A 13,419-nucleotide genomic window follows, 5' to 3' on the forward strand; every position below is an offset into this window, starting at 1 on the left:
CTATTATGGATTGGGGCAGAAATGCTTTAATCGTTGATTGATATTCAGGGCTTGGGGGCTTTATGAAAATTATCGTAACTGAAGGTGCATTTAAAGGTTGCAAGGGAGCACTACTTGAAGTGCTGGAAGATGGATTCTCTTATGTAAAACTTGAGACTTCAAAGGGTAGTGAAATTAAAGTTGTTTTGCGGGGCAATGAGTTTGACCAATATACGGAGTTTTTAACTTCAGTTCGATTTGGCTCTTCAGAGAGCAAAGCTTTCGTTGTCAGTGCTATCAATCCTAAGCATGCAGCCTATATTGCAGCCCAGAACATTAAAGAGTGTTGTAAAAATGAAAATGTTCATGACTTTTTTGTCGATTTGGTAGCTGACCGGGAATTCAATATCAGTCAAGGATTTCAGTTCTCATCCAAAGAGCTAGAGCAAGATTTGTTTACTGGCTTAATAGCTTAATCTCAAGGAGTAAGAGAGGAATATCCATGCTGAAATATATTGAAAATAGCTTAACTTCAATACCATTGTGCGAATCAAGGTTTACTTCTGGAGAGGAGGTCATTGTCGTTAATGGTTATGGCTTAGTTCTGCAAGGCTTCAAAGTGATAGGTTTCTCACAACCGTGTCAAGAGAGGCAAGCCTATATTCACTTAGATTGGGACTGCTATTGGTTCTCATTACCAGATAGCAGGGTATTTAAAACCTATGAGCTGAGCTCTTTTTATCGTATCTACTCACCAACCAAAGGATTTTTAGGTTTGGACGATGATAACAGCCTGATCTGGCTCAGTAACTCGCAATACAGTGAACTTTACAGTCAAACCACAAAAGACAATTTTTCAGCTACTTCAATGTGTGAAAACGGTGTTGCTGATGCTGTTTATGTTAAAGCATTAGACTCAGAACCTACCAGGGATTAACGCTCCCCAAGCGACCAGCCCCGGCAATATTGTCGGGGTTTTTTTTGTCTCTCGTGTTAATGAAATCATAGAACTAAAATAGAAACTTAAAATTGCTCTCCACTAATAGGGGGTTCCCCTAGTCGCCACCGAGGCCCACCCGCCGGACTTACCCCAGCATCACTAGGGCTCGTCCCTCACCAAGTTCTGCCGCTCAAGGCTGTTGTCCACCAGCGCTAGTACGATTCCAACCAACCCCCGTTGTCACCGTCCTAGCAGAATGCTGGTGGCCATATGAATCGCCTTCGGCAAGCAAAAAGCATTTGTATCGCTTTTCTTAACGGCTTCGCCTAAAAAGCTGACCCTCTATCGAGCCCTATTGTGACGCCTTTGTCCGGGGCAAAGTCAATGTGATTAGTTAATTATATTTTACTTTATTTAGTGTTTAAATATGGTATTTGTCTATGGGGTTAGATATAATTATTACCAGTTAATCAATTAGATATATTGCTTGGGGGCATTATGGAAATTACAACATTTATAGACGAAGATGGTCTGTCATTCATTCTTTCACAATCATTAGGAAATGTTGAGGTGCTTTATGACTGCGGCTCTTCCGTACTTCTAGACACCCCTAGTAAAGCGGAATACAAAAAAAAATTTGGTGCTAGTCGTCCCTCAAGAGCAATAGTTGTTCACAGCGATACAAAGCCCAATTGCTTAAAGAGTCTGTTCATTATCAACAATATGAAAATGTCGGCACCCTTAGAAGACACTTTCTATTACCAATGGCTGGAGAGAAATGAGTGCGATACTCGCCAGGTAACAGGCAATAAGATCATTGATAAAGCCAATTTTTTGAACGCTCTTGGTTTCCACCCAGACATTCACTTCATCAGTGAGGATACTTTGACTGTAATCAAGCATGCACATGACCATTTCTTTTTCAACAAACTTAATGAGAAAGAGCAATCTGATGATCACTCCATTGAACATGAACTGTCATTGCTTCTACCAATAGACAACACACTAGTATTACCTCAAAAGCAGCTGAAGCACTACAAAGCGATAAAGAACTTATTACTTAAGGCTGGAGGCAAATACAAAAAAGGTGCATTTCATTTCGAGTATAGAAACGTAGTTGATATACAAAAGAAACTTATCGAAGGAGAAGAGCTCAATGATAAGAAAAAATACCAAATGTTTTTCTCTCCGGACACTCTAGCAGATGAAATGATGATTGACTTAGATCTCAGGCCTGAACATAGATGGATGGAACCTAGTTGCGGCGATGGTAGGTGTGCAAATCGTATGGCTCGAATTAGTGATAATGGTGTTGCTATCGAGCTGAACCCTCAGAACTTCGACATGCTTAAGCATCATAGATACGCAACTCACTGTATGGACTTTATGGAGTACCCTGAGGGTAATAAGTTCGACCGTATTTTGGCTAACCCCCCATTCAATAAGCACCAGGACATTAAGCATATAAGAAAGATGTTCAATCACTTAGACATCGGTGGCCGCTTAGTTACCATAGCAAGTGATGGAGCGGTTAACGGGACCCGTAGAATTCAAAGAGAATTCCAAGAATGGCTGAAGGAGCTGGGCGCATCGGTCACTAGTTGTAAAGAAGGGACTTTCTCCGAATCTGGTACACAAGTGAAGACTGTAAAAATAGTGATTTCAAAAGGTAAATCTAATGAGTGTTAAATGTATAGCAAGACCTAAAGAAGGCGAGAGCTGTTTAATTACTGGACTAGAGGCATCTAATCTATATTGCTATGGGGAAAATTTTATCTTGAAGGAGTTGGTACCAGCTCCAGCTGATGGTTGGACCTACGAAGATTTAGAGGAGTGCTGCTCTAAGTTTGAATACGATTATGCAGATGTCTATCTAGGCGAGCAATGGATAGGCAGCACAGAAATTTAGTGGTTAATTGAGAATGCCATGGCCTTAGATTTTTTAAGGGCCATGTCACCCCAGGAATTCACTAAAGACGAACAGAGTAATAGAAAAAATACCACAACATAGATGTTATAATGTGGTATTTTAATTCGTGTTTTGTTATACTCTTTACATGGCTTGTTAATAAATTCAATTGCTTGGGGGCAATATGAGACACAATAATATTCTCATTTCTTTTGAAGAAATGAAGCAATTTCTCAAGTTTCATTACAGACATTCACGGCTATATGGCCGTAACAAAGATAATGGCTGGGATGATGGATACGGTGACCGCATTGTAGAGGCTTATCATATCGATATCATTAACGGTAAGCGCTGCTATATCTCCCGGCATGAGCACCAGAAAGCTGATGGCTTAAGTTTCTCTTCCCAGGATGTATTCAACTATATTGGATACATTTCATCAAATGACACCCTCGAGGCTGAGCTTGAAGTGTTAAAAGAAATGCTAGGCACTGACAGTCAAACAGAACCTAAGTTAGGTAAGAGCTCACATGTTACTACTAAAGATTTGGCAAAACAGAAATATGCTATTTACACGAGAATTTTAAGCCTTCGACCTCGAGCTAAAGTTTCTTGAGGATTACCAGTATAAAGTTTTATTTCGTTCGGCAACTAGGAGCTAATCTTATGAGTAACAATATTATCGCTTTCTTATTAATAGCAGCACTTTCTCCCTCGGTCAGCGCGGTGGGTCAAATCGATGAGAACGTGAAATATACCTCAATACCAACGGTTCATCATCTGAACCAAAAGTAGTAGAGATACTTCAAAACCCCTCAAAAAAACTCAGTGTTAAGCACTGAGTTTTTTTTTGTCCTGTGAACAAGATATTGAGATGAATTTTCTCTCCACTAATAGGGGTTCCCCCTAGTCGCCACCGAGGCCCACCCGCCGGACTTACCCCTGCATCCCTAAGGCTCGTTCCTCACCAAGTGCTGCCGCTCAAGGCTGTTGTCCACCAGCGCTAGTACGATGCCAACAAACCCCCGTTGTCACCGTCCTAGCAGAATGCTGGTGGCCATATGAATCGCCTTCGGCGAGCAAAAAGCATTTGTATCGCTTTTCTTAACGGCTTCGCCTAAAAAGCTGACCCTCTATCGAGCCCTATTGTGACGCCCTTGTTCGGGCCAAAGTCAATAAATAAAGTTAAGTATATTTTACTATTTATAGTGTGTTAATATGGTATTTATTGGGGGTGTGAGTTATAATGTTTTTAAGTTAAGAGAACAACTTATTCTTAATCTATTTTTCCGATGCTTGGGGGCAACGATGATTAAACCAATTTCAGTTACTGTATTATTTTCTGAATCAAAAATGCTTGAAGAGAAAGATTACTCTATCGAAGATTTTGAACAACTTGCTCATGAAGTAGCTGCAAAATGCGAACTAGGGTATGAAAAGACAGATGTTAAGGTAACTTTCGATTCTGGCACGATTTTCAATATTGACCTAAGCCTGGGTCGTGGTTGCGACAAAAGTATAAAAGAGCGCCTAGGGAAGTTGAAATCGTATGTAGAAGAATTCAAGGAGCGATTGACACGAGAAGAGCTGCTTGAGTTTGGTTTTCTAACTAAGGTCGATTTAGAAGATATCGACAACAGCAAGAACAAGGCACTTTATTCCTCTATTATTGCCGAAGAAGCTAAGCGCAAGGAAGAGGAAGAAAAGAAAGCATACGAAGAAAGGCAAAAGCGCATAATGGAACATCGGAAAGCGGTAGAGGCTTTCCAGGACAACTTATCTATCCCTGAAGATGCCCAGGCGGTTATCGTTGCCAAATTTACCTCTATGAGTGATAGATCAGACCCTTATACTGATTATTATGAAACACAAACTAATAGAACCATCATCCTGGCATGGTCAAAGCACACCCGAGATCTATTTTCTGAGATGCGTAAAGCAGCGCTAAACCACCAAGACACCGCAGCCCTATCCGACAAAGAGCTTAGTACAGAGCACAGAGAAAAGTATTCTATGGGACGAGGCTTTTATCTGACAAATAAAGATTACATTCGTTGCGGTATAGAAATTAGAAAGATAGTGCTCAACACGAACGATAAAAAATCAAGTGTTCCTTATGGAGAAATAGCTATTCCAGAAAAGAAGGTTACTGGCAAGAAAACAGAAAACAGTAGTAATCAATCCGAAGTAGACCTTAAGAACTCTATTGTTGGGAAGGCCAAGCCAATTGAGGTGATGCATCACACAAAAAAAGGCCATTTAGTTTTCGTGGTGAACTTCGAAGAAAAACAAAGCCCTGATGTTTTTAAGTCGTTGCTTTCAGTGGCTAAGGAGAACAATGGGTATTACTCAAAGTTTAAATCTGATGGCGCTATCCCAGGTTTTCATTTTACTGACCGTTCGGATGTAAATGGCTTCTTCAAATGCATTGGTATGTTGGCTGATTACTCATGCCTTAACGAGCCATCTAGTAATGGTCAGCAAGACAACTCTAACAAGGAGCCTATCAAGCTTAATCATTCCGAAGTCGTCAGCGTCGAAAGTGGAAAAGAGAAGGAAGGGCAAGGAAGTAGCTACATCAAATCTATGATTGCCAATAAGAAAAAGCAACATGAAGATGTAAAGAAATGGATTGGATTTACTAAGGTTATCACAGTACAGGTGGGTAGCTTTCCACAGGAACAGATAGATAAGCAGTCATTTCTCGATATGTCAGAGTTGTTCTTAATGTCAGAACCAATCGTTAGTAATAACACTGTGGTTTATAGCTATGAAGATACGATTTTCACACTCGAACTTGAAGCAAACATTAGCTTGAATGTACATTAGACTTGGTATTGGTTTTGGGTTGTTTTTTATGTGGAAATTATATTATTACAATTTAGGTGGGTCAGCAGTAGAGAGAAAGCCTGAACCTCTTTCGCATACTTTAGAAGACAGCCTGAACATTCTCGAGCGTAGGTTTAAAAGCCAATGCCTAACAGAAGTGGTGAAGGCTAAACATTTTTCCTTGTACTCTATCTGTGTCCCCCATAAGGGAAAGAGCAATCAAAAGTCAATTAGTGGAAGATTGCTGGTATATAGAGAACCAGCACCAGAATAACCGCTCCCCAAGCGACCAGCCCCGGCAATATTGTCGGGGCTTTTTTTTCTCTGGTGTACATAAAACCAATCAACTACAATCGAAACATAAAAATTTCTCTCCACTAATAGGGGATACCCCTAGTCGCCACCGAGGCCCACCCGCCGGACTTACCCCTGCAGCGCTAAGGTTCGTTCCTCACTAAGTGCTGCCGCTCAAGGCTGTTGACCTCCAGCGCTAGGTCGTTGCCAACAAACCCCCGTTGTCACCGTCCTAGCAGAATGCTGGTGGCCATATGATTCGCCTTCGGCGAGCTAGAAGCATTTGTATCGCTTTTCTTAACGGCTTCGCCTAAAAAGCTGACCCTCTATCGAGCCCTATTGTGTTGCCTTTGTCCGGTCCAAAGTCAATCAATATAGTTCAGTATATTTTACTATGTAAAATGTGTAAATGTGGTATTTTAGGGCGTGTTTTAGTATAATTTCCTTAGTTGCTTATGTAACTATCTATTTGAAAACAATTGCTTGGGGGCAATATGAAAACAGAGTTCTGCAATTACGATAATCTTAAAAAAGTCGCTCAAGGCCAAGCAATGCTCTTTGTTTGGCCAAATGAATTAATCAATAAATCACTCACAACAATTTCTTTTACTGATGAATCTAAAGAACTAGGTCTTCAACCACTACTGATAGACGCATTCACTGCTTCCATATTAGTAAAGGTGTTAGATGCGCTAAGAGAATCAACGCAAGATAAGGTTAAAGAGAGAATTCAAACAGACAGAGCGAACTTCTGTCTGTTCTACGAAAGAGCAATGAGTGTCATCTGACAAGCAAGATCATTTGTAAATGTTAGGAGGAAAGACATGTTTAAGTACTTACCAATAGCAGCTTTTCAAGCTGAATCGTTGCCAGAGACGAATGCAATTGCTACTACCCCCGATAAAACTGAATATTATCTAGACATAGCCGCTGCCAAGGAGCTTTCAGTATATGACCAACTGGTAGATATTGAGCCAGAAATTGCCACATTGGCTGAAAGCGGTACGGAAGTAATAAACCTAAGTGTTTACTAATTAATGGGTACTTGACCCCAGGTAAGCCGCAATGAGTAAACATTGCGGCTTACCTGCTCTCCACTAACAGGGGTTCCCCCTAGTCGCCACCGAGGCCCACCCGCCGGACTTACCCTTGCAATGCTAGGTCTCGTGCCTCGCCAAGTATTGCCGCTCAAGGCTGTTGTCCACCAGCGCCAGGACATTGCCAACAAACCCCCGTTGTCACCGTCCTAGCAGAATGCTGGTGGCCATTAGAATCGCCTTCGGCGAGCTAAAAGCATTTGTATCGCTTTTCTTAACGGCTTCGCCTAAAAAGCTGACCCTCTGTCGAGCCCCATTGTGTCGCCTTTGTCCGAGGTAAAGTCAATCAATATAGTTAAGTATATTTAACCATATTAGGTGTGTGAATGTGGTATCTTATGGCATGTTTTAGTATAATTTCTTTAATTGCTAATGTAACAATACATTTGAAAAACAATTGCTTGGGGGCAATATGACCAAAACAATAAGCAGCTTATCTATAAGCAAGAGAAAGAAGTACATAACTACCTGCGGAAAGACCATATCGTTGTGCCCTGAAATGCACATCTGTAACTATAATTACATGGATCAATATGGTACTCAGATTGCGAGAAGGAAAGAGCTGTTCCAGAAGAATGAAAATGCATATCTCTATTTTTCATACAATCTGGAACCAGGCAGTCCAGTGTATTACTTTTCGAATGGTTACAATGGGATTCACATCGATGACGTAGACCGGGAGGACTGTCTATTCTTCGGTATTATCCTCACTACTCAGATCATAGAAACGGACCTACTCATCATTTTTTTAATGTCTAAGATGCTGGTCAAAAAGAAAATCAGAGAAGGGACATATGTCTATGGCATTCATGACAAGACACTACCAGGACAGCTAGCACACCACGAAGTCGTATGGGATAAGCGCAAACAACTTTTCAACGATCATTCTGAAGTAATTAAGAAAATAAATGAGATTCATAGCTACCTTACAAGCAAGGAGATATTAGAACTCCATAAGGAGGCCGTTCATCATTCAATCACTGCTAGTAAGGAGAATGTATGAGATTAGTAGGATTAAAGGTATTCAATAAAGATAAAGTATTAAAAGGGAAGGTTACCCAGCAATACACATCCAGTACTGATGATAGGGAGGTGCTACTAATCAACGATGATTATGAGATCTGTATAGAGCAGGTTGATTACATACTCTTCACTCTAAAGCCGGATGAGCGTGGTGAGCATCTAAGAATAAAATAACCTTATGATAGCGGCTCAGGTCCGCTATCGAGCCTTAAGCCAGAAGAAAACATAATATCAGTCTCTTTCAATATCAAAGCTCTCAATAGACTACCAAAATTACATGTGTATAAATGTGGTATTTAACTCGGCCACTTGCTATAATATATAATAGTTGTTAGCAATTGCTTGGGGGCAATATGAAATTTAGAGAAATTGATGGAAAGCAACAGGTTTGTTTCGAACTGGAGGACATTCCAAGTTTTGGCAGTGACATCTGGTTTCAGGTCGAATGCTTAGATGGTCTGTATTGTTTGCTTCTTAGTTACCTACGAAATTGCGGACCAACAAAGCAAGAAGAGACGATAAATAAAAAACGTAGACTCGCATTGCTACACATAAGAAAAGCATGGTGGATAATAAAAAGACAGAGATTACCTTTAGATGTCGTCAAAGGATTTAGTGTGTCAAACAAGTTTGCAAAACTTAAAGGCTTTACAGTTCTAGGATAGATTAAACTACAAGGTAATTGAGTGATGACTGATACAAGTGATCTACGACATGTGTATAGGCTAACACAGCTTGGCAGTGGTACATGTAAGTTTGGCGACTGTGAAGTTTGCAACGAGCATTTTGATACCGGTTACTACCTAGTTCAAATGAGAGTGTATCTGAATAGATTTACCGGGAATGAACATTTGACATATTCAGGGTGTTTTACACTATTTGGTCATAAAGAGTGCTTGATTACTCAAACATGACTATATCGATGATTTTTATCATACGCTAAAAAGAGGCTCCCAAGGGAGCCTCTTTTTATTAGGTGGGTTTGTGAGATTTTAGCTCTCCACTAAGAGGGGTCCCCCCTAGTCGCCACCGAGGCCCACCCGCCGGACTTACCCCTGCATCCCTAAGGCTCGTCCCTCACCAAGTTCTGCCGCTCAAGGCTGTTGTCCACCAGCGCTAGGACGATGCCAACAAACCCCCGTTGTCACCGTCCTAGCAGAATGCTGGTGGCCATATGAATCGCCTTCGGCGAGCAAAAAGAATTTGTATCGCTTTTCTTAACGGCTTCGCCTAAAAAGCTGACCCTCTATCGAGCCCTATTGTGTTGCCTTTGTCCTTCCCAAAGTCAATAAAATATGGGAACAATAATTTATAAAATATTGTGTTATCATATGGTATATTTGTAAGGGTTAGTATATAATAACGCCAGTTTAATCAATTATTTAAATGCTTGGGGGCATGTATGGAATTAAATACTTTTACACATATGGTTACTGGAGAGGAAACTTTTATACCTGCTATGGTATTCATCCCTAACACGAACCAGCGCTTATCAGTGATGTACTGCGAAGAGTTAAAGGCGGTTGTTTGTATCAATGGGGGTTTATTCCTACCAGCTGACACTGAAGCAGCTTGCAATGGAGGCGTTGCTGGTACTCTTCAACTAGCATCGGCTTATGAAGTAGGACAGAAAGAGGACACTAAAAAAACAATCAAGCTAGGCTCATGTGAACCAGGCACAGCAACAGAATTTGGTACTGTTAGTAAGTCAACAAACACAAAACAATATAACGCTATCGTCTTATACAACTCAATAACTGGGAGTATTCATTCAGCGTATGATGACGAAGAAAAGGCAAATAGCGCTTTTGATAAAATCTGGTCATTAACGCAGTTCCCATCAATGAGGCTCAAAAAGCTGACTTACTGGTCAGACATTGGTAAGGCTCATCAATACCTAGAAGGTGTATCAGTAGACTCTTGTTGTGCTTGATATCAACAACCTGCCCAAAGCGGCAGGTTGTTGATTTGCTCTCCACTAACAGGGTTCCCCTAGTCGCCACCGAGGCCCACCCGCCGGACTTACCCCTGCAGCGCTAAGGTTCGTTCCTCACTAAGTGCTGCCGCTCAAGGCTGTTGACCTCCAGCGCTAGGTCGTTGCCAACAAACCCCCGTTGTCACCGACCTAGCAGAATGCTGGTGGTCATAAGATTCGCCTACGGCGAGCTAAAAGCATTTGTATCGCTTTTCTTAACGGCTTCGCCTAAAAAGCTGACCCTCTATCGAGCCCTATTGTGTCGCCTTTGTCGGGGCTAATGTCAATCAAAAAAGGCAACAATAATTATTAAATATTTGGTGTTACAATGTGGTATTTTTTGGGGTGAGGGTGTATAATAAATACATGAAAACAAAGGCATAGTTTTCATGTTAACTGATTTTTAAATAGCTTGGGGGCTAAAATATGTCAATTGATAAAAACTTCGCATACTCACTTCCTTGTACTGTAGGTAAGCAATTCAAACCATTTCATCTAGTGAATGTTCCAGCTTCAGTATTGGTCTCACTACTAAACATCGATAACAAGGGTAGTGTACTTAAACGTAGCCAGCGAGAGGTAAATATGAAGCGAGCGAAAGATTTCGCGAAATACCTTGTGAACAACTATAAGCGTTTTTACATCATCCCAACTATCATTGGTGTGGTTGTGTCGAAGAAAGATAAAAAGCCTGAATTTGAAGAGGTTATGGAAGGAGCGCGAGTTGGTCTACTTCATATATCTATGGATAGTTCCATTAAGCTATTCGATGGCCAACATCGTTCTGTTGGAATCGACTTCGCTCTAGAAATGTTGTGTGATGAACTCGCCGAGTTAGGTTTTGATCTAGAGAACGTAGATGTTCCTATTATGCTATATACGAACTTGACACTTAAAGAGAGGCAGTTGGGCTTTTGTGACATCAACCAAAACTTGGCCAAACCTCAACAAAGTATTTCAGATGCCTTTAATACACGTGACCCTCTTCCATGTTTAGCTCGTTACATAACTGAGAACTGCGTTGCGTTTAAAGACCTGGTTGATATGGAGCACAATACGATCACCAAGAAGTCTGAAAAGTACTTTCCTTTGAAAGCTATCAAAGATATCAACCAAATCCTGCTGGGGTTGAGTAAGGAAGTAAAAGAAATCTCTGATTCAAAGTACCAGCTAGCAAACGAGTTTTGGACTACTGTTTCTAGAGCCATGGGTTGGGGAGGCTTAGCATTCAGCGATACGTCAGCAGAAGAATTCCGTAATACCTGTATTCTAACTCATGTAGCTACACTAAAGGCTGTTGCAGTAGCTGGAAATATCGCAATGAATCACTATGGCTCTCTCGAAGCAGTTCAGTGGGATAAGCTTGAAGAACTTAACTACTCACGCGATCTAGGTACGTCTGACTTTACTGGCCGCATCATAGATGACAAGAGTGGCAATATGTCAGTGAATAAAACTAGCATTGACTTGGCTGCAAATAAACTCCTTACAACCCTGGGTGTACCACTTTCTGAAGCACGGCAAAAGTTAGAGGATCAGTACTTTGGTTCTCAAAGTATGAGCGATGATAGTGGTGACATTAATGGAGCAACAGAACAAGCCGCTTAACCAAGCTTTAATTAGAGAAGCCCTGACTAAGTTCAGGGCTTTTTGTTGCGAGTAAACAATATAACGCATTCACAATTTTCTCTCCACTAACAGGGGTTTCCCCTAGTCGCCACCGAGGCCCACCCGCCGGACTTACCCCTAAGCACTAAGAATCGTTCCTCTTCAAGTGCTTCATTTAATGAAACCCTAGAGCAATCTGATTGCCAAAGAAAAGAATTTGTCATTCAGATTGCTACCCTAGGGTGCAAAAGTTTATCTCGCTCAAGGCTGCTAGACCTCCAGCGCCATAGAAATGCCAACATAAACCCCGTTGTCATTGCTATGGCAGGGTGCTGGTGGTCTAAATGAATCGCCTTCGGCGAGCTAAAAGCATTTGTATCGCTTTTCTTAACGGCTTCGCCTAAAAAGCTGACCCTCTATCGAGCCCTATTGTGTCGCCTTTGTCGGGGCTAATGTCAATCGAAAGGACAATACTTATTTTTCAATACATCGTGTTATTATGTGGTATTTAACTGGGTGGTTTGATATAATAAATACAAGTAAGTTACTGTTTATATTGTTAAATTGCTTGGGGGCATTATGAAGACAGTTATTCAAAACATTGAAAAAGTGACTATTGGTCATATAGTAGGCGGGGTTAAACAGGAGTCAGAAGTACGTCTATTAATCATTGAATCTAAGGACGTTGGCACGTTCGCTACATGTGTAGTAGAGAATGATGAATTTGGTACAAGCTTGTATGAGGTATGTAGCGTCAAAAGTCTAGACAACATTGTTGATGATGTTCAACAAGGCAGAAAGGTCGCGCTTAGTACATGGGAGCCTACCTTAATCCCTAATGTCGAGTATGTAGCGGAGCAGTTTGAGATCGCAGAGCTATTGAGTAACAAACCAAATCACATTAGTTTATTGAAGTAGGGGCACCACTATGAGAACTGAGAAACAGATTGAGCTAATTAGTAAGCACTATAAAGACCAGATCAGTGTATTCAGCGGAGAACCGCATCTAATGGTATGGACAGAAAAAGGAACTGGCTTTGTTTCAGTCAAAGAAATGTCTCAGAATAAATTCGATGAATTCTTGAAGGTTGCCCTTAAGCGTGAAGAAAAAGCTAACAATGAAGTTAAGCTAAAACAGATTTGTGCAGATTTCGGGGTTCTAGAAATACTTCAGTCAACGGCTCAATGGCGGGATTCAATCGAATCATTATTGACCTTGTTTTCTTTTGCGTTACTTCCGACACGCCTTGTGGAGCTAGAGAAGGAGCTTGAAAGAGCAGCGTTGTCATTCGACCATCAATAGATAAATATTGCTCAGATTTACTGGGCAATATTTGCTCTCCACTAACAGGGGTTCCCCCTAGTCGCCACCGAGGCCCACCCGCCGGACTTACCCCTACATCACTAAAGCTCGTGCCTCGCTAAGTGCTGTCATTGAAATTTCATTCAAACCTAAATCACTATGGACGCCAACAAAAATCCGTTGTCATCCATAGTGCAGTGGTAAGGTTTGATGAATTTCAATGTATCGCTCAAGGCTGTTAGACCTCCAGCGCCATAGCAATGCCAACATAAACCCCGTTGTCATTGCTATGGCAGGGTGCTGGTGGTCTAAATGAATCGCCTTCGGCGAGCTAGAAGCTTTTGTATCGCTTTTCTTAACGGCTTCGCCTAAAAAGCTGACCCTCTGTCGAGCCCTATTGTGTCGTCTTTGTCCGGTCTAAAGTCAACTAGAATAGTTAAGTATATTTTACTTTATTGTGTG

The 13,419-nt window shown here is 41.2% G+C and carries 16 protein-coding genes; all 16 read left to right on the forward strand.

Annotated features, from left to right (window positions below; genetic code table 11):
* Positions 1–62 precede the first annotated feature (62 nt).
* Entirely contained in the window at positions 63–455 is a 393-nt protein-coding gene (locus tag R7P74_RS17935) for a hypothetical protein (RefSeq protein WP_025636765.1), read from the forward strand.
* A 26-nt stretch (positions 456–481) separates the two neighbouring features.
* Entirely contained in the window at positions 482–916 is a 435-nt protein-coding gene (locus R7P74_RS17940) for a hypothetical protein (RefSeq protein WP_025636763.1), read from the forward strand.
* Positions 917–1,417: 501 nt separating this feature from the next.
* Entirely contained in the window at positions 1,418–2,608 is a 1,191-nt protein-coding gene (locus tag R7P74_RS17945; protein ID WP_025636575.1) for a methyltransferase, read from the forward strand.
* Between the two features lie 88 nt (positions 2,609–2,696).
* Positions 2,697–2,828, forward strand: coding sequence for a hypothetical protein (locus R7P74_RS17950; protein WP_254919935.1), 132 nt, complete (start codon positions 2,697–2,699; stop codon positions 2,826–2,828).
* Between the two features lie 184 nt (positions 2,829–3,012).
* Complete coding sequence (locus R7P74_RS17955) at positions 3,013–3,444, forward strand: hypothetical protein (RefSeq protein ID WP_025636572.1); 432 nt, start codon at positions 3,013–3,015, stop codon at positions 3,442–3,444.
* Positions 3,445–3,494: 50 nt separating this feature from the next.
* Positions 3,495–3,623, forward strand: a complete 129-nt coding sequence (locus tag R7P74_RS17960) for a hypothetical protein (protein WP_257390153.1) — start codon at positions 3,495–3,497, stop codon at positions 3,621–3,623.
* 513 nt (positions 3,624–4,136) lie between these two features.
* On the forward strand, positions 4,137–5,657 hold the full coding sequence (locus tag R7P74_RS17965; protein ID WP_138058894.1) for an LPD25 domain-containing protein: 1,521 nt from the start codon (positions 4,137–4,139) through the stop codon (positions 5,655–5,657).
* Positions 5,658–6,445: 788 nt separating this feature from the next.
* Positions 6,446–6,739 (forward strand): hypothetical protein, encoded by a 294-nt coding sequence (locus R7P74_RS17970; RefSeq protein ID WP_025636822.1) that lies wholly within the window; start codon positions 6,446–6,448, stop codon positions 6,737–6,739.
* Positions 6,740–6,775: 36 nt separating this feature from the next.
* On the forward strand, positions 6,776–6,985 hold the full coding sequence (locus tag R7P74_RS17975; RefSeq protein ID WP_025636820.1) for a hypothetical protein: 210 nt from the start codon (positions 6,776–6,778) through the stop codon (positions 6,983–6,985).
* 475 nt (positions 6,986–7,460) lie between these two features.
* Complete coding sequence (locus R7P74_RS17980) at positions 7,461–8,051, forward strand: hypothetical protein (protein ID WP_077202324.1); 591 nt, start codon at positions 7,461–7,463, stop codon at positions 8,049–8,051.
* Positions 8,048–8,245, forward strand: coding sequence for a hypothetical protein (locus R7P74_RS17985; protein WP_025636691.1), 198 nt, complete (start codon positions 8,048–8,050; stop codon positions 8,243–8,245). The genes R7P74_RS17980 and R7P74_RS17985 overlap by 4 nt, the downstream gene beginning before the upstream one ends.
* Positions 8,246–8,424: 179 nt before the next feature.
* Complete coding sequence (locus tag R7P74_RS17990; protein WP_025636688.1) at positions 8,425–8,736, forward strand: hypothetical protein; 312 nt, start codon at positions 8,425–8,427, stop codon at positions 8,734–8,736.
* Between the two features lie 737 nt (positions 8,737–9,473).
* Positions 9,474–10,004: a hypothetical protein gene (locus R7P74_RS17995; RefSeq protein ID WP_025636817.1), complete on the forward strand. Its 531-nt coding sequence runs from the start codon at positions 9,474–9,476 to the stop codon at positions 10,002–10,004.
* A 468-nt stretch (positions 10,005–10,472) separates the two neighbouring features.
* Entirely contained in the window at positions 10,473–11,654 is a 1,182-nt protein-coding gene (locus tag R7P74_RS18000; RefSeq protein ID WP_025636717.1) for a DGQHR domain-containing protein, read from the forward strand.
* Between the two features lie 579 nt (positions 11,655–12,233).
* The gene (locus R7P74_RS18005; protein WP_025636798.1) at positions 12,234–12,572 is read left to right on the forward strand and encodes a hypothetical protein; all 339 of its coding nucleotides are present in this window, start codon (positions 12,234–12,236) and stop codon (positions 12,570–12,572) included.
* A 10-nt stretch (positions 12,573–12,582) separates the two neighbouring features.
* Positions 12,583–12,957, forward strand: a complete 375-nt coding sequence (locus R7P74_RS18010; protein WP_025636800.1) for a hypothetical protein — start codon at positions 12,583–12,585, stop codon at positions 12,955–12,957.
* Positions 12,958–13,419: the final 462 nt, after the last annotated feature.

Source organism: Vibrio sp. 2033 (assembly GCF_033339735.1).

What these genes read in the sequence shown, in the direction of transcription:
- R7P74_RS17935 (WP_025636765.1), top strand. Translation starts at nt 63, where the DNA reads ATGAAAATTATCGTAACTGAAGGTGCATTTAAAGGTTGCAAGGGAGCA.
- R7P74_RS17940 (WP_025636763.1), top strand. Translation starts at nt 482, where the DNA reads ATGCTGAAATATATTGAAAATAGCTTAACTTCAATACCATTGTGCGAA.
- R7P74_RS17945 (WP_025636575.1), top strand. Translation starts at nt 1,418, where the DNA reads ATGGAAATTACAACATTTATAGACGAAGATGGTCTGTCATTCATTCTT.
- R7P74_RS17955 (WP_025636572.1), top strand. Translation starts at nt 3,013, where the DNA reads ATGAGACACAATAATATTCTCATTTCTTTTGAAGAAATGAAGCAATTT.
- R7P74_RS17960 (WP_257390153.1), top strand. Translation starts at nt 3,495, where the DNA reads ATGAGTAACAATATTATCGCTTTCTTATTAATAGCAGCACTTTCTCCC.
- R7P74_RS17965 (WP_138058894.1), top strand. Translation starts at nt 4,137, where the DNA reads ATGATTAAACCAATTTCAGTTACTGTATTATTTTCTGAATCAAAAATG.
- R7P74_RS17970 (WP_025636822.1), top strand. Translation starts at nt 6,446, where the DNA reads ATGAAAACAGAGTTCTGCAATTACGATAATCTTAAAAAAGTCGCTCAA.
- R7P74_RS17975 (WP_025636820.1), top strand. Translation starts at nt 6,776, where the DNA reads ATGTTTAAGTACTTACCAATAGCAGCTTTTCAAGCTGAATCGTTGCCA.
- R7P74_RS17980 (WP_077202324.1), top strand. Translation starts at nt 7,461, where the DNA reads ATGACCAAAACAATAAGCAGCTTATCTATAAGCAAGAGAAAGAAGTAC.
- R7P74_RS17985 (WP_025636691.1), top strand. Translation starts at nt 8,048, where the DNA reads ATGAGATTAGTAGGATTAAAGGTATTCAATAAAGATAAAGTATTAAAA.
- R7P74_RS17990 (WP_025636688.1), top strand. Translation starts at nt 8,425, where the DNA reads ATGAAATTTAGAGAAATTGATGGAAAGCAACAGGTTTGTTTCGAACTG.
- R7P74_RS17995 (WP_025636817.1), top strand. Translation starts at nt 9,474, where the DNA reads ATGGAATTAAATACTTTTACACATATGGTTACTGGAGAGGAAACTTTT.
- R7P74_RS18000 (WP_025636717.1), top strand. Translation starts at nt 10,473, where the DNA reads ATGTCAATTGATAAAAACTTCGCATACTCACTTCCTTGTACTGTAGGT.
- R7P74_RS18005 (WP_025636798.1), top strand. Translation starts at nt 12,234, where the DNA reads ATGAAGACAGTTATTCAAAACATTGAAAAAGTGACTATTGGTCATATA.
- R7P74_RS18010 (WP_025636800.1), top strand. Translation starts at nt 12,583, where the DNA reads ATGAGAACTGAGAAACAGATTGAGCTAATTAGTAAGCACTATAAAGAC.